General features: G+C 42.5%; 21 protein-coding genes and 2 pseudogenes. 14 read left to right on the plus strand and 9 right to left on the minus strand.

Annotated features, from left to right (window positions below):
- The first annotated feature begins 9 nt into the window (after nucleotides 1–9).
- The 9 genes and pseudogenes from pntB to EPB59_RS18925 form a co-directional block, all read left to right on the plus strand.
- Nucleotides 10–1,386 carry a Re/Si-specific NAD(P)(+) transhydrogenase subunit beta gene (gene pntB, locus EPB59_RS14145; protein WP_154173385.1) on the plus strand — a complete coding sequence of 459 codons (1,377 nt, stop codon included), beginning with the start codon at nucleotides 10–12 and terminating at the stop codon, nucleotides 1,384–1,386.
- A 167-nt stretch (nucleotides 1,387–1,553) separates the two neighbouring features.
- Nucleotides 1,554–1,991, plus strand: coding sequence for an IS200/IS605-like element IS1004 family transposase (gene tnpA / locus EPB59_RS14150; protein WP_142740806.1), 438 nt, complete (start codon nucleotides 1,554–1,556; stop codon nucleotides 1,989–1,991).
- A 140-nt stretch (nucleotides 1,992–2,131) separates the two neighbouring features.
- Nucleotides 2,132–3,613 (plus strand): sensor histidine kinase VxrA, encoded by a 1,482-nt coding sequence (gene vxrA, locus EPB59_RS14155; RefSeq protein ID WP_241666248.1) that lies wholly within the window; start codon nucleotides 2,132–2,134, stop codon nucleotides 3,611–3,613.
- Complete coding sequence (gene vxrB, locus EPB59_RS14160; RefSeq protein ID WP_000815042.1) at nucleotides 3,588–4,244, plus strand: response regulator transcription factor VxrB; 657 nt, start codon at nucleotides 3,588–3,590, stop codon at nucleotides 4,242–4,244. Before vxrA ends, vxrB begins: the two co-directional genes overlap by 26 nt.
- Before the next feature lie 2 nt (nucleotides 4,245–4,246).
- The gene (locus tag EPB59_RS14165; protein WP_154173389.1) at nucleotides 4,247–5,137 is read left to right on the plus strand and encodes a DUF2861 family protein; all 891 of its coding nucleotides are present in this window, start codon (nucleotides 4,247–4,249) and stop codon (nucleotides 5,135–5,137) included.
- 58 nt (nucleotides 5,138–5,195) lie between these two features.
- Nucleotides 5,196–6,359, plus strand: coding sequence for a conjugal transfer protein TraF (locus tag EPB59_RS14170; protein WP_154174234.1), 1,164 nt, complete (start codon nucleotides 5,196–5,198; stop codon nucleotides 6,357–6,359).
- Nucleotides 6,360–6,401: 42 nt separating this feature from the next.
- A complete protein-coding gene (locus EPB59_RS14175; protein ID WP_154173391.1) occupies nucleotides 6,402–6,551 on the plus strand; it encodes a YoaH family protein in 150 nt (49 codons plus the stop codon).
- Nucleotides 6,552–6,696: 145 nt separating this feature from the next.
- A complete protein-coding gene (gene tnpA, locus EPB59_RS14185; RefSeq protein ID WP_142740806.1) occupies nucleotides 6,697–7,134 on the plus strand; it encodes an IS200/IS605-like element IS1004 family transposase in 438 nt (145 codons plus the stop codon).
- Between the two features lie 413 nt (nucleotides 7,135–7,547).
- A pseudogene (locus EPB59_RS18925) lies at nucleotides 7,548–7,651 on the plus strand (DNA polymerase III subunit alpha); the annotation flags it as partial.
- Nucleotides 7,652–7,907: 256 nt separating this feature from the next.
- On the opposite strand, the gene yciH reads toward EPB59_RS18925, so the two are convergent.
- The 4 genes from yciH to EPB59_RS14205 all read right to left on the minus strand — a co-directional run bounded on the left by yciH (nucleotide 7,908) and on the right by EPB59_RS14205 (nucleotide 10,563).
- A complete protein-coding gene (yciH, locus tag EPB59_RS14190; protein WP_154173395.1) occupies nucleotides 7,908–8,237 on the minus strand; it encodes a stress response translation initiation inhibitor YciH in 330 nt (109 codons plus the stop codon).
- Nucleotides 8,238–8,247: 10 nt separating this feature from the next.
- Entirely contained in the window at nucleotides 8,248–8,631 is a 384-nt protein-coding gene (locus tag EPB59_RS14195) for a DUF3319 domain-containing protein (RefSeq protein WP_154173397.1), read from the minus strand.
- A gap of 194 nt (nucleotides 8,632–8,825) precedes the next feature.
- Nucleotides 8,826–9,833, minus strand: a complete 1,008-nt coding sequence (locus tag EPB59_RS14200) for a D-alanine--D-alanine ligase (protein WP_154173399.1) — start codon at nucleotides 9,831–9,833, stop codon at nucleotides 8,826–8,828.
- 151 nt (nucleotides 9,834–9,984) lie between these two features.
- Entirely contained in the window at nucleotides 9,985–10,563 is a 579-nt protein-coding gene (locus EPB59_RS14205) for an SPOR domain-containing protein (protein ID WP_000717547.1), read from the minus strand.
- 305 nt (nucleotides 10,564–10,868) lie between these two features.
- Here EPB59_RS14205 and EPB59_RS14210 point away from each other — a divergent pair.
- Nucleotides 10,869–12,838, plus strand: a pseudogene (locus EPB59_RS14210) (acetate--CoA ligase family protein); the annotation flags it as partial.
- Between the two features lie 156 nt (nucleotides 12,839–12,994).
- On the plus strand, nucleotides 12,995–13,462 hold the full coding sequence (locus EPB59_RS18670) for a GNAT family N-acetyltransferase (RefSeq protein ID WP_241666262.1): 468 nt from the start codon (nucleotides 12,995–12,997) through the stop codon (nucleotides 13,460–13,462).
- Nucleotides 13,463–13,511: 49 nt separating this feature from the next.
- Here the strand turns inward: EPB59_RS18670 and EPB59_RS14215 are convergent, their stop codons facing one another.
- Entirely contained in the window at nucleotides 13,512–14,399 is an 888-nt protein-coding gene (locus tag EPB59_RS14215; protein WP_055049860.1) for a LysR substrate-binding domain-containing protein, read from the minus strand.
- 235 nt (nucleotides 14,400–14,634) lie between these two features.
- Between EPB59_RS14215 and EPB59_RS14220 the strand changes: the two genes are divergently transcribed.
- The gene (locus EPB59_RS14220; RefSeq protein WP_154173401.1) at nucleotides 14,635–16,767 is read left to right on the plus strand and encodes a TonB-dependent hemoglobin/transferrin/lactoferrin family receptor; all 2,133 of its coding nucleotides are present in this window, start codon (nucleotides 14,635–14,637) and stop codon (nucleotides 16,765–16,767) included.
- 274 nt (nucleotides 16,768–17,041) lie between these two features.
- On the opposite strand, the gene EPB59_RS14225 is transcribed toward EPB59_RS14220, so the two are convergent.
- The 3 genes from EPB59_RS14225 to EPB59_RS14235 form a co-directional block, all read right to left on the minus strand.
- Nucleotides 17,042–18,745 (minus strand): SgrR family transcriptional regulator, encoded by a 1,704-nt coding sequence (locus EPB59_RS14225; protein ID WP_154173403.1) that lies wholly within the window; start codon nucleotides 18,743–18,745, stop codon nucleotides 17,042–17,044.
- A gap of 81 nt (nucleotides 18,746–18,826) precedes the next feature.
- Complete coding sequence (locus EPB59_RS14230) at nucleotides 18,827–19,060, minus strand: DUF3389 domain-containing protein (RefSeq protein ID WP_055049863.1); 234 nt, start codon at nucleotides 19,058–19,060, stop codon at nucleotides 18,827–18,829.
- 9 nt (nucleotides 19,061–19,069) lie between these two features.
- Nucleotides 19,070–19,513: a hotdog fold thioesterase gene (locus EPB59_RS14235; RefSeq protein ID WP_055049864.1), complete on the minus strand. Its 444-nt coding sequence runs from the start codon at nucleotides 19,511–19,513 to the stop codon at nucleotides 19,070–19,072.
- Nucleotides 19,514–19,682: 169 nt separating this feature from the next.
- Here EPB59_RS14235 and EPB59_RS14240 point away from each other — a divergent pair, with 169 nt between their 5' ends.
- Nucleotides 19,683–20,474: a M48 family metallopeptidase gene (locus tag EPB59_RS14240; RefSeq protein WP_154173405.1), complete on the plus strand. Its 792-nt coding sequence runs from the start codon at nucleotides 19,683–19,685 to the stop codon at nucleotides 20,472–20,474.
- Nucleotides 20,475–20,544: 70 nt separating this feature from the next.
- Here the strand turns inward: EPB59_RS14240 and EPB59_RS14245 are convergent, their stop codons facing one another.
- On the minus strand, nucleotides 20,545–21,030 hold the full coding sequence (locus EPB59_RS14245) for an RNA-binding S4 domain-containing protein (RefSeq protein ID WP_154173406.1): 486 nt from the start codon (nucleotides 21,028–21,030) through the stop codon (nucleotides 20,545–20,547).
- 114 nt (nucleotides 21,031–21,144) lie between these two features.
- Between EPB59_RS14245 and EPB59_RS14250 the strand changes: the two genes are divergently transcribed.
- Nucleotides 21,145–21,930, plus strand: a complete 786-nt coding sequence (locus tag EPB59_RS14250; protein ID WP_154173408.1) for a substrate-binding periplasmic protein — start codon at nucleotides 21,145–21,147, stop codon at nucleotides 21,928–21,930.
- Nucleotides 21,931–21,938: the final 8 nt, after the last annotated feature.

Raw genomic sequence — 21,938 nt, forward strand, 5'->3', positions numbered from 1 at the left:
GAGTACGCAATGTCTGCAGGATTGGTACAAGCAGCGTACATTGTTGCTGCTGTGTTTTTCATCATGAGTTTGGCGGGTTTATCGAAACAAGAGTCAGCTCGTATGGGGAACTATTATGGTATAGCCGGTATGGCTATTGCTTTACTGGCAACCATTTTTAGTCCAAGTGCACAAGGCGTGGCTTGGGTATTATTGGCGATGGTGATTGGTGGTGGTATTGGTATCCACTATGCAAAGAAAGTTGAAATGACCGAAATGCCAGAGTTGGTCGCTATACTGCACAGTTTTGTGGGTATGGCTGCCGTATTGGTAGGTTTCAACAGCTATATTGATGCTCCTGAGGCGGCAACGCACGCAGAGCATGTCATCCACTTAGTTGAAGTGTTTTTAGGCATTTTTATCGGTGCTGTCACTTTCACAGGATCGATAGTTGCTTTCGGCAAGCTACGCGGCATCATTAAATCGACGCCATTAAATCTTCCACACAAACATAAGCTAAACTTGGCAGCACTTGTTATTTCAGGTCTATTACTCATCCACTTTGTGAATGTCGATGGTAGCCTGTTTGCGTTGATTATGATGACGCTGATTGCCTTTGCTTTTGGTTATCATCTTGTAGCTTCTATTGGTGGTGCTGATATGCCAGTGGTCGTTTCGATGCTTAACTCCTATTCTGGTTGGGCAGCAGCAGCAGCCGGTTTCATGTTGGCTAACGATCTATTGATTGTGACTGGTGCATTAGTGGGTTCATCAGGTGCGATTCTTTCTTACATCATGTGTAAAGCAATGAACCGCTCATTTATCAGTGTTATTGCAGGTGGTTTCGGTCAAGAAGTGGTGATCAGCAGCGATGAAGAACAAGGTGAACATCGTGAAACCAGTGCTGAAGAAGTCGCAGAAATGCTTAAAAATTCGAAGTCTGTGATCATTACTCCAGGATATGGCATGGCGGTGGCTCAAGCACAATATCCCGTGTATGAAATTACCGAAAAGCTGCGCGCACAAGGTGTTACGGTTCGCTTTGGCATCCATCCTGTTGCTGGACGCTTACCTGGCCATATGAATGTGTTGTTAGCGGAAGCCAAAGTGCCTTATGACATCGTATTGGAAATGGATGAAATCAATGACGATTTCTCTGATACCGATACAGTGCTAGTCATCGGCGCCAATGACACGGTAAACCCTGCCGCACTGGAAGATCCAAACAGCCCAATCGCGGGTATGCCAGTGCTTGAAGTGTGGCATGCGAAAAATGTTATCGTTTTCAAACGCTCAATGAATACGGGTTATGCGGGGGTCCAAAACCCATTGTTCTTTAAAGAGAACACTATGATGCTGTTTGGTGATGCAAAAGAGAGTGTCGACGCAATCGCTAAAGCACTTTAAAATCAGCACCATTAAAAGAAGAGGCCAGCATCACGCTGGCTTCTTTGTTGTCATCCCTAAACCACCGCTTTTAGCGGTGGTGAATGTCCCTAGGGGCTTTTGCCCGAAAATGCGCCCATGTTAGAAGACAAACTCTTATTCACCATAAGTAAGAGGATTCAAATAACATGGGCGACTACAGAAGTTCATCACACGTCTATTGGCGTTGCAAATATCATATTGTTTGGACACCAAAATTTCGTTTTAAGATCTTAAAAGGTAATGTAGCCAAAGAGCTAAATCGTTCGATCTACATTCTTTGTAATATGAAAGATTGTGAAGTTTTGGAACTCAATGTTCAGCCAGAACATGTCCACTTAGTTGCGATAATTCCGCCCAAAGTATCGATTTCGACGTTGATGGGAGTTTTAAAGGGTAGGAGTGCAATTAGGCTATTCAACAAGTTTCCACATATCAGGAAAAAGTTATGGGGAAATCATTTTTGGGCGCGAGGCTATTTTGTGGATACGGTAGGTGTAAATGAAGAAATCATTAGACGGTATGTACGGCATCAAGACAAAAAAGAGCTTGAGCAAGAGCAGCAGTTAGAGTTATTGAGAGACTAACAGCGTCGTGGCCCCCTTTTAGGGGGCTTATATTAAAACCGCCTTCTAAGAAGGCGGATTTTTATTTTGGCCATTACCATTATTGACATCAATATAACACTTGAATATCTCTTTACCGGATAATGCGTTATAGTTTTTGCATGCTAGTGAAACCAAGTAATCCTTTGATCAAAGCGCTGAATTTAACATTGGCAAGCTTGTGCTTTGCCATATTGCCGAACATCGTTTATGCCGATTCGCTCCCTGAGCGCATCGATTTGTTCGTATCGCTCTTTGACTACAATTCAGCGACGACGTCTTATGATATTCGTTCAATTCAAACCGATTTTCCAACACGTTTACTGACGCCTGACAGCATGTTACCGCAGACATCGGAATATCCACTTAAAGATATCCAACTGCTTTATAAGCTATCACAAGGTTGTACAGGCAAACTCCCACTAAGTCCGCTGATCACGGAACCATTGGTTTTTACCCGTTCACTGTGTAAAGGTTCTAGTCTTTCTCCTCGTTGGTTTGCTCGCAGCGGTTTGATTCATCCGGGGGGAGGTACTTACGCTTTTCGTTATGCTGAGAAATACCCAGCACAATTTGCCAACTTGCTACCCTATATGCACATACAAGAGCGCCCCAATGCACCCGAAGGTTCATTGCTCTACCATTTGCAGAACATGAGCGAAGACTCGATCAATGCCTTGATTGCAGGTGCATCGATGTTTGGTTCTGGTAGCGAATTGTGGTTGCGAAAAGGGGATATCTACTACCTTTTTAATGAAGAAGTTTGGCTAACCAATGCGAATAAGGCAGGGCTGAGCTATAGCTTATTCTCCACTGACAATACGTGCTTCATCCAACGAGGGAACATCTGTTGGAATGTGGAAGATCATTCTGATCTTTTGCGCACGAGCATGATCATTCTGGTCATCGCGAATATTCTCCTTGTGCTGGGTTGGTCTGGTTATCGTTGGAATTCCAAGCGTCAAGAAATGCGCAGCCGAATGTTGATTTTGCAAATCTTGACCCATGAATTACGTACTCCGATCGCGAGTCTGTCACTCACTGTTGAGGGATTTCGCCGTGAGTTTGAGCATTTGCCAGAATCTTTGTACGATGAGTTTCGTCGTCTATGTGAAGACTCAAGACGTTTACGCCAATTGGCCGAAGCCAGTAAAGATTATTTACAGTCTGATAGTAAACCCTTAGCTTCTGACTGGGTTCCTTCAGTTGAAGAGTGGCTACAATATAAAGTTGAAGAAGAATTCAGTGGCAATGTCGCTTTAAAACTGAACCAAGATGTCGCAGCCAAACTGAATGTGTATTGGTTAGGAACCTGCGTGGATAATTTATTGCGTAATGCTGTCAAATACGGCGTTGCACCCGTCACTCTCGAAGTGATCACTCAAACTAACTCAGTCACCTTTAAAGTGACGGACCAAGGTTCGCTAACACATCGTGATTGGCGACATTTGCGTAAACCGTTTGTAAGTAAAAGCGGACTAGGCCTTGGTTTGACCATTGTTGAATCGATGGTGGGGCGTATGGGCGGCAAAATGTCGCTTGAAGGTCCCCCAACTACTTTTATTTTGGAGATACCTTGTGAAACAGACACTGCTTCTCGTTGAAGATGATAAGAACCTCGCCGATGGCCTATTGGTCAGTTTAGAGCAAGCCGGTTATGACTGTTTACATGCAGAAACCATTGCCGATGTGAAACAGCATTGGGACAAGGCTGATCTCGTCATTCTTGATCGTCAATTGCCTGATGGTGATTCCGTTCAACATCTAATGGATTGGAAAAAACTTAAAGACATCCCTGTCATTTTACTCACCGCTTTAGTTACCGTTAAAGATAAAGTAACAGGGCTTGATGCTGGCGCAAATGATTACTTAACCAAGCCATTTGCAGAGGCTGAATTATTTGCCCGTATTCGTGCGCAGCTTCGTTCACCTGACAATGGGCAAGATGATTCTAAAGTAGTCACGGCTAACTTAACGATTGATAAAGCGACTCGTGAAGTTTTCTTCAACGGTGAATCAATCACGCTTACGCGTACAGAGTTTGATCTCTTGCTATTTTTAGCCAGTAATTTAGGCCGAGTTTTTACTCGTGATGAGCTACTTGACCATGTCTGGGGTTACAACCATTTCCCGACTACCCGAACGGTAGATACTCACGTATTACAGCTTCGCCAAAAATTACCTGGCTTAGAAATTGAAACATTACGTGGTGTTGGCTACAAAATGAAAGCGTAATCATGGCTATATCAGGAACCAATACGTTCTTATTGTTAGGTGTACTATTAAGTACACCTGCATTGGCTGATGCGACGGGATGGTTTGAAAAAAACACGCCCTTAACTCAAGCGCACCAACACTTATTGAATAACGATCTGGAAAATATGTTCAGCTCATTAGTTGAAGTGTGGCAGCTTGAGAAAAATAAAAACCTGAAAAACCATTTGAATGATCTACTGATTCAATCTTTAACGGTGGACTGTGGAAAAAGCCTTGATAACAAGCCATTTCCTGATTGGATTCAATCTGTAACGATTAGACGAGTCGATGTACAAAGCCCAGGGCGGGATGCTTATCAAGTCGCCATCGATACCAAGAGCAAGGTACCAATTGTTGATATTCGCTTAACCAAGTGGGTTGATAAAGTGGTTTCAACCGACAGCTCTTTTACCAATCGTAGTGACAATGTCACATCGTCTGGGATTTATAGCTACGCTCAACGTTACAACTTAACTAGCCCTCTTGGTGCAGGACTATACCGGATTGATGTTACAGCAGCAGATCAAGAATCGTGGAGCTCTTGGGTTGTTTTTGGTGACACCATTGCTAAACAAGTTGTGCGTTGGACATCAAAAGATGAGTGGCAAATTCAGAAAAATCAGTTGCTTAACCCGTATTGCCCATTGCCTAAATTATCTATTTCTGTGTTCGACCATGTGGATGGCAACTATAAACAGATTTGGAGTGAAAGTTACGAATCTGATTATCCCACCAATTTAGAGAATGTATCGCTACCTTCAGATCGTTACATTGTCACAGTGTCTATGATGCATCAACGTTGGCAAGGACCACTGACTATTGAGCAATCGCAGGTTATTAGTAAAACCTACGATGTTAATGTAGAGGAATAGTTGAAGATATTGGACAATATGCCGCTATAAAAGAAAAAGGATGACAGGCTTAATCACTATGACAAAATTCTCTCTTTCTGTTGGTTTTTCATTGGTTTTAATATCGCCATTAGTTTTCAGTGCAAACTATGCCGTTGAAGCACGTGGTGATGCAATGGGGGGCGTAGGGGTAGTTTCGGGAAACTTTCTTACAGGCCCTTTTTACAACCCAGCTCTGGTAGCTATCTATCGTCGTAACGACGATGTGGGGATGATTTTACCAAGCATAGGCTTGTCTTATAACGATCCTAATGATCTGATTACCGATTTAGATACAGTCTCCGAAATCATTAAGCGAGGCTCTGAAAGTAATCTTGGTGAACTTAATAAAAGCCTAACCGCAATGCAAGGCGATGTGTTGAATGCTGAACTTGGCGGTGTAGTAGCCTTTGCTATTCCTAACCAATTTATTTCAGCCAACGTTTTTGGTAAAGCCTACACTGAATCTTTTGTTTCACCGATTATTGATAACACTGTATGTACGGAATCAGATTTTTCATGTCAGCTAGATCGGGCAAAGAAAAGCTCTGTAAATGCCGTCTCTGTTGGTGTTACCGAATTAGGTATTACTTTAGCAAAATATCAAACCTTCCTCGGTCAACATATTGCTTTTGGCGTAACACCAAAGTTACAACGCGTTTATACCTATGTTTATGAAGCTAGTTTAAATAGTTACGATATCAAAGATCTTCGAGACAATGGTACAGGTGAAACGATTTTCAATATGGATGCAGGGGCTCTGTGGTTTTATGGACCTGTACGTATAGGTTTTTCTGCAACCAACTTAATCTCGCGTGAAATAAAAACAAATACCATTACATCCGCTGTGTCCGGAAACCCCATCTCATATACTTACGACATGAAGCCTCAATACACTCTAGGCGCTGGTATCGTTGCTGATTATTTTACCTTGAGTGTCGATTACGATCTCAATGAAGAAGAGCGTTATAAAGACTTCAAGGACAATACTCAAATGATCCGAGTCGGGGGAGAAATCGATATTATGCGCCAACTAAAATTGAGGGCAGGGTATAACAAAAACCTCGCTTACGATAATACGGAAGGAACAGTGACAGCTGGTATTGGTTTGTCGCCACTAAACCTATTCCAATTGGATGTCGGTGCTAGTTATACCAATGAAAATGCTATGGGAGCTTATGTGAACTTTCTTGCGAGTTACTAAGCATCTCTTTATAGTATGGCTCCTTTTTAAGGAGCCTTTTTTATGTTTGATGATCTACCTACCTTAACTCATGCAGAGCAACAAGCTGCAGTTGAACAAATTCAAAAGCTAATGACGGAAGGCGTCAGTACAGCAGAAGCAATAAAAATTATTGCTCAAAAAATCCGACAGGAAAAAGCAAAGCAAGACTAAGGCACTCTATGAGTGCCTTTTTTCATTGTCATCCCTAAACCACCGCTTTTAGCGGTGGTGAATGTCCCTAGGGGCTTTTGCCCGAAAATGCGCCCATGTTAGAAGACAAACTCTTATTCACCATAAGTAAGAGGATTCAAATAACATGGGCGACTACAGAAGTTCATCACACGTCTATTGGCGTTGCAAATATCATATTGTTTGGACACCAAAATTTCGTTTTAAGATCTTAAAAGGTAATGTAGCCAAAGAGCTAAATCGTTCGATCTACATTCTTTGTAATATGAAAGATTGTGAAGTTTTGGAACTCAATGTTCAGCCAGAACATGTCCACTTAGTTGCGATAATTCCGCCCAAAGTATCGATTTCGACGTTGATGGGAGTTTTAAAGGGTAGGAGTGCAATTAGGCTATTCAACAAGTTTCCACATATCAGGAAAAAGTTATGGGGAAATCATTTTTGGGCGCGAGGCTATTTTGTGGATACGGTAGGTGTAAATGAAGAAATCATTAGACGGTATGTACGGCATCAAGACAAAAAAGAGCTTGAGCAAGAGCAGCAGTTAGAGTTATTGAGAGACTAACAGCGTCGTGGCCCCCTTTTAGGGGGCTTATATTAAAACCGCCTTCTAAGAAGGCGGATTTTTATTGTCATCCCTAAACCACCGCTTTCCATAAGCCTACTGATAAAGAAGTGCATACGGAAAATATTCATTTAAAAACAATGCATTGTAGCAGTCTTTTATCCTGATGAAATTTAAGCTCAATCATGTGTCGATACTGTTTTGTAATTAAGTTACATGATGGGAGTCTTGGCTTTTTTGGAGTAGCATAAAATTCCAGTAATGTTGCGGTGTCACAAAAATGCATTGTTGTAGCCCACACTTGGTGCGCATTATGTGGCACGTCATTATGTTGAGTGGTAGCCGTTAGTATCATCCGCAAGCACTGGCTCCATCACACACCACATCATGTTGAGAAAACGAGGCGTTACAAGCAATCTCAAATCGAGCACTTGCAAAGCGTATTGTCCTTTATCGAGATGCAGCCATTACTCAAAGCACACTTGCTGAAAGAGCAGAGTCCCAAGCCTTAAACTAAACCCGCAATAATCGTTCTCAACTGCCATAAATGCTTCAACCACCCCAAAACTAAAATACCTTAGTGCGTATTAGGTATATTATGTTAAATTAAATATTGAAAACAGAAGAACACAGACAGATTTCCCCACCAAGATTACTCACATTAAACATAAACCTATTTACCATAAAATACCTAATAATCATATTTATCATCTTCTATGCTAAGTATGATTATTAGAGCGCAATTGCTAGCTAAGTATTCTTAGTCGTGAATTTCAGACATAAAAAAGCGGGTTAACCCCCGCTAGTTTAACTTTGAACCCTTTAGCTTCAATTAACGTTTTGAGCTGTTCTCGCACGTCACCTTGAATCTCGATATCACCGTCTTTCACTGCGCCGCCACACCCACATTTTTTCTTCAACTCAGCCGCTAATAGTTTTAGTTCAGTATCATCGACATCTAAGCCTTTAATGAGTGTTACACCTTTACCTTTGCGTCCCTTAGTTTCGCGTAAAAGACGCACTATGCCGTCGCCTTTCGGACGTTCAATTTTTATTTCTTCAGGCTTAATTCGCCCAACTTCTGTTGAATAAACCAGTGTCATAATTCACTTTCTATCTTTTATGTTGTGCTTGTTGTTGCATCGCTTTTTGTCGAGCAACAATATAAGCTTCGATATGTTTTTGAATGGCAATTTTAGAACCTTTGATTAAACGGCCATTGAAAAAGCAATACCACTCGTTAGCTTCACCTGTATCATTCTTGATGGTAAAACCATTGAATTGCTCTTGAGCACCTGCTGAAACTTCGCGCTTCTGGCCGATAGACTCAAACTCTTTAGGATCTATGATCGATGCGGTATCACAAAACCAGTCAATACTTTTCTTTACTGCAGCTAAATTGCCAGTTAGTACTCGGTTTTTGATCCTTACTTGCCACACTTCAGCCGAATTATCCGCAGACTGAAGATTAAAACCTCGATAAATTGCAACAGCCATATACACTCTGCTTTTTTGTTGACGTTACCTAAATAATAATTCTATATCTCAGGTAATCAAGTTTATTGTCGCTAATTCGTTAGCTTACAGAGAGTTATCTCATGCTTGTTACGGCACTTATCAGGTGATAATCGCCTTCCTCTACTTATAGTTGAAAGGCGATTATTGGTGACGATGTCATATTGGATCGGTGATTATTTAGCCTTGGCTACCAATGTGCTCGTAACGCATTCTGCTAAAAATGCACTAAACCGATGGCCATTGTGTTCTAACATTTTGGGAAACATTGAAATCGGAGTCATACCAGGGAATGTGTTTACTTCATTGAGATAGATATGATTGTCTTGCGTTAGGAAGAAATCAATACGCGATAGATGGCGTAATTTCATATGAATGAAAACACGCTCTGCGCATTGTTGAATTAGTTCATGCTGTTCATTGGTTAAGTTATCCGCTTCAATTACAGTACGAGAATGACTGCTTTCACTGTATTTTTCTTCATATGAGTAGAATGCATCTTCTGGTGCGATGATTTCACCAGGTTTTGAAATATGCAGCTGACCATTCATCTCATAGGCAGCGACTTCAAGCTCTCTTGGTTTTACTGCTTTTTCAACTAAAACTTGTTCTGAAAAACCGAATGCAGCTTCTATCGCTGGGGCAATTTGTTCTTCTGCTGTCACTTTATAACATCCAACGGAAGAACCTTGACGAGCAGCTTTAACAAAAATACTGCCCCACTCTTTGAAAGCTTGTTGAGCTTTTTTGATCGAATCAGACGTATTTTGGGTTAAAAACAGATACGGAGTATTTGGAATGTCTAACGCGTCATACCACAGTTTTGATGTGATTTTATTAAAACTATTTGCACTGGCTTCAGGACCACAACCTAAATATGGAATACCCGCAAGTTCAAGCATGGATTGGATGTCTCCCGTTTCTCCGGGGAAGCCATGAATACAAGGAACCACGAAATCAATCGGGGAAGAGAAACTTTCACCATTTAACGTTGCGCTGTTGGTATCGAGATAAACTAGCTCACCTTGCTCGGAAACCCACCCTTCTTTTTTCATCTCGACACGGATCACCTTGAATTCAGGTGTCAGTTGGAGTTGTTGTTGGATGTAGTTAGCTGATACCAGTGAGATTTCGTGCTCAGAAGAGCCACCACCACACAAAAGTAGGATTGTCGTCTTAGTCATTGATCTTTCCGTGACACCGAAGTAGTAATTGATGGCTATGATAGTCCATTCGAAATGAACTTACAGTCAATGTTATCGTTTATCACGAAAACCGTATTCAACTGGTCATAGAACAAACAAAAAAGGGGCTAGAGGCCCCTTAAAGAAAAGGTTAGTTTAACTTGTTGAGTGTTGGAAACTCAGAATTTTTAATGGAATCGATGCTTTTGACAAATGGCTTCATCCCGCGAAGTTCACTCGGTAGCATGGTAATAGCCTCCATTGCTTCTTGACGAGTGGCGTAATCACCATAAAGCACGGTGTACCATTTTGTACCATTGACCATTTTGTAATTTTCCCAAATAGGTTGACCATTTTTAGGAAGTTTAGAGGCAAATTGATCGACTTTGCTTTGTGCACCAACGGCAACGACCTGAATGGTGAAACCATAACGAGGATTCATAGCAACTTGTTTTGCCGTTGGCGGTGTGATCGAGACTGCAGGTTTGGCCTGAGGACTCATTTTCACCACTTTCTTCTCGTTATCTGTTGGGGTCATCTTAATGACGTTTTGTTCAACATTCTGTTCAGAAATGCCTTCTGCTGCCCCGTTTTCTGAAATGATCGGTTGTTCAACCGCTGCCACAGCGAACTCTTCGCGATGGCTTTCTGTCTTGACGTCCGTGGTGTAATCACCAGATGCGCAAGCTGCAAGAAGTGCCGATAGCCCAATAACTGCGATTTTTTTCATAGCTTTAGTCATGCCTTAGGTACAAAGTGCTTTAAATCATGCACATTGCAACCGAGAGAATCAAGCATACAGCGCCAATATATGCATCTATCCTGTGATTTATGGCACAAACTAGTTAAAGGGAACTGTAAACTCGATCACAGAGGTCTATTCCTGACCAACAGAGCTCACAAGAATTGGTTACCATATAAACAGACAATCAATAAGGCTAGCAGCGTATGAATCACTTGAATCAACTGCTTAAACCCAAATCCGTTGCGGTCATCGGCGCTTCTATTAGGCCTTTTCGAGCTGGCAATATCGTCATGAAAAACTTACTGCAAGGTGGATTTGATGGTGCCATTATGCCCGTTACCCCTTACTACCCTTCAGTTTGTGGTGTGTTAGCTTATAAAACGATCTCTGACCTACCTATTGTCCCTGATATCGCCATTCTTTGTACGCATGCTTCGCGTAATGTCGTTCTGTTTAAGCAATTAGCCAATAAAGGGGTTAAACAGGTTATCGTTTTGTCTTCCGACATGTATTCATTGGATGCACAAGGCGAAGAGTACCAAGCACAATGTATGGCAGTGGCTAAGTCTGTAGGAATGCGTATTCTTGGACCTAACAGTTTAGGTTTAATGTTACCGTGGATTCAGTTTAATGGTTCATTTTCACCCGTTTCAGCACTTAAAGGTAACATTGCTTTTATTTCACAATCGGCGGCAGTGTGTACCACCATTCTGGATTGGGCCAATGACAAAGGGATAGGTTTTTCAGCTTTTATCTCTTTAGGTAATGCAAGTGACGTCGATTTTGCTGACTTATTGGATACATTGAGTACCGATAAACATACCGATGCGATTTTACTTTATGTAGATACGATCCGTGATGCGCGGCGCTTTATGTCTGCAGCCCGAGCGGCATCACGCAACCGCAGAATTTTAGTGCTAAAAGGTGGACGTACTAAGGCGGGAAGAAAAGCCGCGCAAATGCACACTGGGGGCGATGATACGCTCGACATTATTTACGACTCCGCCATTCGTCGTACAGGTATGTTAAGGGTAAATAACACCCACGAACTGTTTGCTGCCGTTGAAACCTTAACTCACTCTGTTCCATTACGAGGAGAGCGACTCGCGATCATTACTAATGGAGGTGGGCCTGCGATTATGGCTGTCGATGCTCTATTGGAGCGCGGCGGAAAATTGGCTCAACTCGAAGATTTCATTTACGAAAAACTGAACCAAACACTTCCACAAAGTTGGTCACACAGTAATCCGATCGATATCGTCGGCGATGCGGATCACCAGCGTTATGTCGCTACACTTAATATTCTGCTGGAAAGCGAAAATATTGATGCCATTTTAATCATGCATAGTCCCTCTGCGATTGCTCACTCAGAACAGACAGCACATGCATTAGTTGAGGCTATTCAAAAACATCCGAGGACTAAACGCTTTAACATCCTTACGAATTGGTCTGGTGAGCTCTCGGCTAAACCTGCACGCAGCATTTTTAATCAGGCAGGAATCCCAACATATCGCACCCCAGAAAGTGCGGTTACCGCATTCATGCACCTTGTTGAGTACCGGCGAAACCAAAAACACCTAATGGAAACGCCAACTACCTCTGAAGTTGTGCACGCTTCCGAAATGGAAACGGCAAAATTGTGGATAGAGGAACATTTGGGGGAATATGAATGCCTCAATTTAGATACGCACCAAATTGGCACCTTATTGAAATGTTTTAATTTTAATGTGTTACCAACATGGATTGCTTCTGATAGTACGGAGGCTGTTCATATCGCGGAGATGATTGGCTACCCTGTTGCTGTGAAATTACGTTCTCCTGATATCGTCCATAAGTCGGATGTGCAAGGCGTTATGCTGAATTTACGCAATAGAATTGAAGTGGCAAATGCGGCGCAAGCAATTCTCGATCGAACCCAGCTCTCTTACCCGTCTGCCAATATTCATGGTTTGTTAGTTCAAGGCATGGCTAAGTTGGCAGGAGGCGAAGAGCTCAGGATCAAAGTAAAAACAGATGCGACTTTTGGCCCTGTTATTTTATTGGGTCAAGGGGATCAGAATGGGATGAGTCGCTTGATGCCGCCGCAGCTCTACCACCACTCAATACAACCTTGGCTCGTTATCTGATTGTACGTGCCATTCGCAGTGGCAAAATTCGGCTGCAAAAACTTCCTGTGCCTATTGATATTGAAGGGCTATCGGAGTTTTTAGTGCGCATTTCACAGATGGTGATCGAGTGTCCAGAAGTGCATGAACTTGATCTCCATCCCTTGCTGGTCAATGGAAATCAATTCACTATTCTCGATGCTAATCTCGTGTTGCGTAAATTTCATGGAGATGCTCAAAACCGTTTGGCGATTCGCCCATATCCAACCGAATTGGAAGAACGTTGCCAAGCTCGTGATGGTGAGTGGATTATGGTGCGCCCGATATTGCCTGAAGATGAGCCCAAACATGCCTCTTTCATTAAGAAAGTGTCTAAAGAAGACCTCTACAAGCGATTTTTTTCTGATGTGGGCGAATTTAATCATGAAGCATTAGCTAATCTGACCCAAATCGATTTTGACCGAGAAATGGCTTTTGTCGCGATTAGTGGTGAGGGAGAAACATCCGAAATCATTGGTGTCTCTAGGGCTTTAATCAATCACGAAAATACCGACGCAGAATTTGCGATATTGATTCGATCTGATTTAAAAGGCAAAGGACTAGGCAAAATCCTGATGCGTAAAATCATCGATTATTGTCGTTCGAAAGGCACACTTCAGATGTCTGGTATGACGATGCCCACAAACCGCGGAATGTTAACCCTAGCGCAAAAGATGGGTTTTGACGTTGAAATCCATTTTGAAGATGGAACGGCGGATATGGTTTTGACGTTAATGTAATGCCAGAAGTGACAGAGGATCTTGCAGATCCTCTGTCACTTCAAATGATCTATGACCAATCCCAGTTCTTTTTGAGATATTGGATACACCATGATTTGGCTTCGCCCATTTGGTTGCGTCGCCAAGCAAGAACAATTTCCATATCTAAGTCTTCAGAGCCGTTGATACGCTGTAGTTCACCTTGTTCAATATAAGTTTTTGCAACTTGTTGCGGCAAAGTTCCTATTCCTAAACCCGCAACCAAAGCTTTACATTTAGCGTCTAAGTTACTCACCGTTAAGCGAGGCTGTCTCTGTAAAATATTCACGCTCATCGCCGGTTGTTCTCGGGCAGTATCAGCAATCGCAATGGCTCGGTATTTTTCTCTTGCTTCTTCATTAAATTCGCCAACACGTCGATGTACGTAATGTGTTGGTGCGGCGACCCAGATCATTTTCATCGTGCCAATCGTTTCTGCTTTCACATCTTGTGGCAATGCTTCGATACGAGGACAAATCAGGAGATCTGCACGCCCTGTTGCTAACGCTTCCCAACAACCTGCCAAAATTTCATCTTGAATACGGACTCGCGTTTTACTGATATTCCCTAGTGCTTCGACCAAAGGAAAAAGATTCGCTGCGGGCACAATACCATCCAGTGCAATCGTGATATCGAGCTCCCAACCATTGGCCAGTAACGTCGCATCATTGACCAATTTTTCGGTCGCAGCCAAGATAGCCCTGCCCCGCTCTAAGATAAGTTTGCCCGCTTCAGTGAAGTTGGCCCTATGTCCAGAGCGATCAAAAATCATCAAGTCCAAGTCTTGTTCGAGCTTTTGGATTTGATAGCTCAATGAACTTGGTGCTCTGTTTAGCTCATTGGCAGCGGCGGCAAAGCTTCCCCGACGTTCTATTGCATCGAGAATGTGCAAGGCTTCAAGCGTAATTGGACTTAACAAGACTCTCTCCATCTGGTCATTAACACACAATTTAATGTGATAGAAATCACAAATTATCACATTAAAAGTATTGAAGATATAAATCTAACTATATGAATATTATGAACTTATCTTTATAACTTGTCTTTCTTTCATTTACTCAAACGAAAGATAACAAATGCAAATGATAGCAATTATCATTAATGTTTATTAGAATTCCTGCGTTTATTCAACATGGAAACCGCAGGTAGTTCAAATGTATAAAAAGTCTCTGCTCTCTAGCGCAATCATGCTAGCACTGGTGCCTTCAGCATACGCTGAACAACAGTCACAATTCAATGAAGTTGTCGTAACGGCAACGCGCTCTGCTCAAAACAAACAAGATGTTGCAGCATCGATCAATACGGTTAACGCTCAAGATATTGATAATTCAATCGCAACTGATGCAAAAGAGGCACTCAAATACACCCCAGGTGTAGAAGTGAAATCTGGTAGTCGTTTTGGTATATCAGGTTTTAACATTCGTGGCATGGAAGATAGCCGGATATTGACAGTTATTGATGGCGTTCAGCAACCAGTAGGTTACAACTCAGGTGCAAATACGCAGAGCAAATACAGTAATGGCATTGAAGTTGATACTTTACAAGCGATTGAAGTTAACAAGGGCCCCTCTTCGACTCTATATGGTTCGGATGCATTGGGTGGTTTAGTTCAATTTCGTACCAAAAACCCACGTGATGTGTTAGTGGGTGACGATGATGGCCATCGTTTTGGTATTAAGTCAACCTACACGTCTGTGGACGAGCAGTTCAAAAACACTCTGACTTGGGCAATGCGCGAAGGCAAACTCGAGACGTTAGTAATGGCCACTTATGCACAAGGTCACGAAACTCAGTCTCACGGTTCAGGCACTGACATTGAAGGACCTAAACGCGGTGCAACTAACCCTGCGGATACGGATCTAGGTAATGTCTTAGCTAAAGCACAATATCAAGTGAATGAGGCTCATCGTGTAGGTTTAACCTTAGAACACTACGTTAAAAATTATGATGAGAACAAATTAAACTATAACGGTTATTCAATGGGAGGGGTAACTTACTCAAATGCATATACTGAGGATACGAATGATCGCACTCGTGTATCCCTCGACCATCAATGGTTAATGAATAGTTTGCTGGTAGATGAAAGTAAGATTTCGTTGAGTTACCAAGAATCAAGCGCTTTGAACAAAAACTATGATACTACTGTAAAGTATGGTTCTCGTATGCGCGAGCGAGATACAGAGGATAAGTCAATCCAAGTTGATGCTCAATTTAATAAGTTAATTGAGAAACAAGGTGTCTCTCACGACATTTCCTATGGTGGAAGCTATTTAAACAACGACTTTAGCATCAATAACGTTGACCATTTGTACCGGACTGGTACTTCTAATCCTGTTCAAGCCGAGATGCCAGATGCGGATGTTCAGAAATGGGGGATATTTGCTCAAGATCAGATGTACCTAATGGATGAGCAATTAATTCTGACCGCGGGTTTACGATATGACTCGTATGAAGCTACACCAAAAACAGACGCAGGTTTTACTACCCAATATCAACCAAATAAAGACAATTCCTTTACTGGGAAGCTTGGCGCAGTTTACCACTTAAAAGAGAACCTCGCGCTGTTTGGTCAGATCAGTCAAGGATTTAAAGCTCCAACAGTTTATGACCTTTATTACTTCTACAGCCGCGGAGCGATTATTGAAGCTAACCCTGATTTAAAAGCTGAACGCAGTATCTCGTATGAAGTGGGAACTCGTGGGAATAATGCGTATGGCAATATGGAATTTGCATTGTTCGTCAATGATTACCAAGATTTCATCACCCAAACCAAAACGGGCGAATCTGGTGGTAAAGATGTGATCAGCAAGTACAACATCGACGAAGTTCGTATTTACGGTGCAGAATTCAGTTCTACCCTATTACTGGATACGGTATCTCCTCTTCCACATGGTAGCTATGCTCGCCTAGCGGTCGCTTATGCGCACGGTGAAGATAGAGCAACGGGTAAAGAAATTGATACCGTTGCGCCATTAACCAGTGTGTTTGGGCTAGGTTATGATCAAACGAACTTCGGTTCAGCACTCAATGTGAAAATGGTGGTCAGCAAAGATGACTGGCAACTTGATAACAACCTCGATGTGGCGGGTTATACCGTAGTTGACCTTACTGCGTATTATGTTCCAGTAAAAGATCTCACGGTTCGTGCTGGACTGTTTAACTTATTTGATAAGAAGTACTGGCACTACTCGGATATTTCTGGGAAAACAGGAACCGAGGCGTTCAATATTGACTACCAATCTCAACCGGGACGTAACTGGGGTATTTCGCTCGATTACCAGTTCTAATCCACAGACAAAAAGCCAGCTTACGCTGGCTTTTTTCTTAAAGAACACTTCATTCAAAAGGAATTTAAAAAGTGATGAAATGAATTATTTGTTCTCTGCCATCTCTTTTTTTACCATCACTGCAGCAGCAACGATAAAAGCAATAATCAAGGCCAGTTCCACTTATCCTCCTAAGAGTCACAATCAATTTTGCCGTAAGTCTAGCACTGAGTTGTGGGCTAAGCAGGGTTTATTTTGCAAAACTGATTGATTAGCGATCAAGATCAAACTGAGGCTAAGCGGGATGAGTCGAAATATCGGGCTTCACCCAAACTTGGCTAAAGTCAAACCAACCGAGTGCATTGCATTTAGCATTCTGTAGAGCACCACACTGATCTTTGCTAATCCCAAGCCAGCAGTGAAACATTGGGATCAATTGATGCTTTTCGACCAAAGACTTACCTAATTCTTTGGCTGGAAACACGGCGGATGGATCCGCTCGCCAACCATCAATTAAGCTCTCCCATTGTTTGAAATCTTCATTTTGGCTCAAAAACTCAATATCTGAATAGTTCAGTAACCAGCCAGCTAGCGCATCATCACGATGATTGGCGATACCCATTGGTTTAATCCAAATATCCACATTGTCTGTATCAGAGACTGTATGTTCATACTTGATGATGTTGACACTAATCCCATCTTGGTTGAGCAATTGCTTTATCGCACTAGCTACGGTTGGAAACATAGGGTGTTGGGCATGATACGCAATCGTCAGTTCTTTTGTTTCTGGTGGAAATGTTCTGTGCTGTGCGGTTGAATGATGATACCACCCTGGCTTTAAGCCATACGCAGGTAAAACCCCAAGCTCAATAATTTTGTCTTCAGGGAGAAGCCTAAACAGATTGAGTGCACTGAGTTTTTCGGATAAATAACGTGCCCAATGTTCATTTTTGGCTACCCCTGTGCGACGATTCAGTAGTAAATAGGTACATCCGGGATCCAGTTCTACATCTTCAGTAGATGAACCGCGAGCCGATTTGATCGGATTAGACAGACTAGGAAAAACCATCGAAGAATGCACTTCATCGATGACCCAAACCTCCACACGATCCAGCAGTGGGCGAAAACCAAAATAGCCATCAAATGCTTGTAAAACTAAGCGTTTTTCGTCATTTATGACTACCTTGTAAGGACCGGAACCGACCGGCATCAAATCAAAATCTGGGTTACGATCCGCTTCTGCTGGAAGAATTTTCGCACAAGCCTCAGACAGCATTAAAGGTAGATAGGCATCCGGCTTTTGCAAATAGACATCAACCGCCCAAGGATAGGGAGAATCGACACGATCAATATGCGCAAATAAATTCAGCAAACGTAACTGCCAGAGATTTTGTACCACCAGTTCGGTGGTAAGCAGATTTCCGTTATGAAAACGGACTCCTGGGCGTAAGTAGAATCGCCAATGTGTTTCTGAAATAGCTTGCCAAGCGTGTGCTAAATCGGCTTGTAATTGTTCATCTTCGTCAAGACGAGTCAACCCACTAAACACTTGTCGAGCAATATGCTGCTCTGAACGACGCATCGGTTTTTGCGGGTTCAACATTGAGAGCTGGCGGTAGTATGGAAGCCTTACCACTTGTAGCCCTTCTTGGTGTTGAACGCCCAGATAACTTTCAATGACTTGGGTTAATTTTGCGGCATCTTGATCAAGAACCGCAAAGGCTTGACCAATTTTTCCTTCGTTAAGATAACGACGAGCGAGGTTTTCACTCACGTCAGCACGGCTACGTTTAAAAATGAGCTGCGAAAGTTTGCCGCGCCCAGCAGCAGGATGCCATTCGATCCACCCCTCTTCTTCCATTTTATTCAGTACAATCCGTGCATTACGGCGAGTACAAAATAAGATGTCTGTAACATCTTCAAGCTGGGTTTCAACGTCTTGGCCTTGAAAGTGCTCAAAGAGCGTTTCGAACTGAACACGTAAACGGGGGCTACTCATAAAGAGGAAAACTCATAACGATTCTATTTTTAGGCAGTTTCCTTATTTTTTATGAATTGAGCAAGTCTCAAGAAAAAACTTTTAGAGCACATCACAACCCAGCGTTTGGGCTATGGTACGCAGTTGCGCTTCATCATCCAATTTGAGTGACCATTTAGCTTCACTGCCATTAGCGACTAATACATTTGCCCCATTTCCCATCAGAGTAATGGCATCTGAATGTGCTTGTAGAGTTACCATGTTTTCACTCCCCAAGCGGACAACCACTTCATGTGGAGTGAGGATGATTTTGCCGCCTTTAAATTGAATAACCACTGAAACCTCTCATGACTGCTGGTTTTTTTGTACGCGTGCTCGTTTGACGGCAACGGTAAGTCGGCTGATACAAACCAAATGCCCTTGCTCGTCTTTGATTTCGATTTGCCAAACTTGGGTTGAAATACCCATATGCAATGGTGTTGCTGTACCAATAACCCTTCCCTCTCGCATCGCGCGGACATGGTTGGCATTGATGTCCAAACCTACGCAATAAGCCTCTTCGCCAACGCTAAAATTAGCCGCAACGGAGCCCAAAGTTTCAGCCAAAACGACAGATGCACCACCATGCAACATTCCTAATGGTTGATGCGTGAAATGACACACTGGCATGGTTGCAGAGATACTATTGTCCGTTAACTCGGTATAAACGATATTTAAATGTTCGATGAGTGTATTTTTAGAAGTCGCATTTAGTACTTCTAACGTAATAGGTTTGTTCCAGATGGCCATGACAAAATCCTAAGAGAATCGGCTAAAAGCGCATTGTACCGACTCGCGCGTACTTACACAAAATGAGGATCCTCGTCGGGCTTCAAGCGAGTGAAAGATGTAACATTATGATTGCTTGATGGTAATATTGATGGCACTCATCAGTCGCCACAAAATGAAGGAATAGACAATGAATAAGGCTCGATTGGCGCTCGCTTTATTGATGACGATAGGCTTAACCGCGTGTACTGCATCCCCAACCGGTAGAAATCAATTACTCCTGTTTTCTGATAATGATATGAGCCAGCTTGGCTCACAATCTTTTACGCAGATGAAACAAGAAATTCCCGTTAATAAAAATGTAAAAACTAACGCCTATGTGCAGTGCGTTGCAGATGCAATTACGGCTCAAGTCCCGACACAAAAAGGCTTTTCTCAGTGGGAAGTGGTCGTTTTTGAAAGCGATCAAGTTAACGCTTTTGCATTACCAGGCGGAAAAATTGGGGTTTACACAGGGCTGTTGAAGGTGGCGGTTAACCAAGATCAATTGGCAACAGTTCTAGGGCATGAAGTTGCTCATGTTCTTTCTAATCACAGCAATGAACGTTTATCACAATCACAGTTAGCGAATGCGGGCTTACAATTAACCGATATTGCTATTGGTGCATCAGAATACAGTCAATACCGTAATTTGACGATGGGAGCACTCGGTGTGGGCGTACAATATGGCGTTATTCTACCCTACGGGCGAAGCCAAGAATCTGAGGCTGATGTATTGGGGTTAGCGTTGATGGCCAAAGCGGGATTTGATCCAGCCCAGAGCATTGAGCTTTGGAAAAATATGGCAAAAGCATCCGGTGGTAAGCAGCCGCCAGAGCTTCTATCTACTCACCCATCGCACAATACTCGTATCACGGATTTGAGTGCGGCAATCAGCACTCTCCCACCTTATCAGGGAAAGAAAGCACACTGCTCTTTGTAACTGAATTATCAAACAAGGGTTCACAGCTAGACTGACACATCAGTCTAGCTGTATTTGCGACACTGTCACGTCAGAAGAAGCGGATAGCACTGCGTCCTGAACTCGCTACGGAGTCACTGCTTGCCGATTCTTTTTCTCCTTTCGACTTGTTTTGTTTTGTCTTCGACGAATTCTTTTGAGCTTTCTCTTTCTTTTTAGAGGATGCTTTTTTACTTGATGGAGCCGCTTCTGCCGCATTTTTTACTGACTTTATCGGCGCTGCTACACTAGGTACGGATTCGGTGTTAGTCACTGGGACATCACAAATCACGACGTAAAACTCTTGGTTAAATTCAATGAGATCACCGTCATAGACTTTACGACGCTTACGAGTTTCTTCTTCACCATTGACAAACACATACCCTTCACTGATCACGTGTTTTGCCTCTCCACCACCGCTGATGGCGTTCGCAATTTTCAGCACTTTATACAGCTCGATAGGTTGGCTAGAAACTTCCACACCGATAGCTTCAATTTCGACTTCTTTATCTTGTGGGTTGAATTGTTCGTCTGTCATGACATTACTCTCAAAAAATTTTACGCAGTTTAGCTTTTTCAAACGTAATTACCAACGTCAATGCAAACAACCACTAAACTAAAGATTATGAACGCCCCCTTTGATTAGGCAACTATGCGTATTGATGTACTCTTGATGTGCTCTTGGATAATCTCAGCCTCTCTCGATGCAAAGCCAATCAGCGTGACCATTTTCACGGATGACGCTTATCCTCCTTACAGCTATGCCAAGAACGGCCAAGCCCTGGGGATTTATCCTGACATTGTGCGCTCAGCCGATACCTTGATGGAGGAGTTTGAGATTATTTTACAGCCTATTCCTTGGCGACGTGGTTTAAAGTTACTTGAAGCGGGGCGAATTTTTGCCCTTCTCCCTCCTTATTATTACCCGAACAAGCGCCCTTATATCCAACCTTACTCAGATCCTATCCTCGATGAAGAGGTGGTCGTGTTTTGCCAAAACAAATGGTTAAATCATAAAAACCTGACCGAATGGCCAACGGATTTTTATGGTTTAAAAATAGGTATCAATGATGGATTTAGTGTCGGTGGGCAGGCTTTTTGGCAAGCGGTAAATGAAAAAAAGTTTACTGTTGAAAGTGCAAACAGTAATAGGGTTAATCTTTTAAAGTTACGCGGTGACAGAATTGATTGCTACATCAATGACCACATTTCTATTTTGTGGGAATTATCACAATTAAAACGAGAAGGAGCGATTGAAAATGCCAATTTTTCGATCGCAGCGAAGCTGAGCATTGAACAAGGTTACATTGGTTTTACCAATCAAAATCTTGAACAATATCCTTATCAGAGCAAATTTGTTGCTGCATTTAATGTTGCATTAGCTGAGCTAAAAAGTAGCGGCCAACTGGATAAAATTGTTAGCCGCTATATTGAATAAGGTGGGCG

The sequence above is a fragment of the Vibrio metoecus genome (genome assembly GCF_009665255.1).
Taxonomy (GTDB): Bacteria; Pseudomonadota; Gammaproteobacteria; order Enterobacterales; family Vibrionaceae; genus Vibrio; species Vibrio metoecus_B.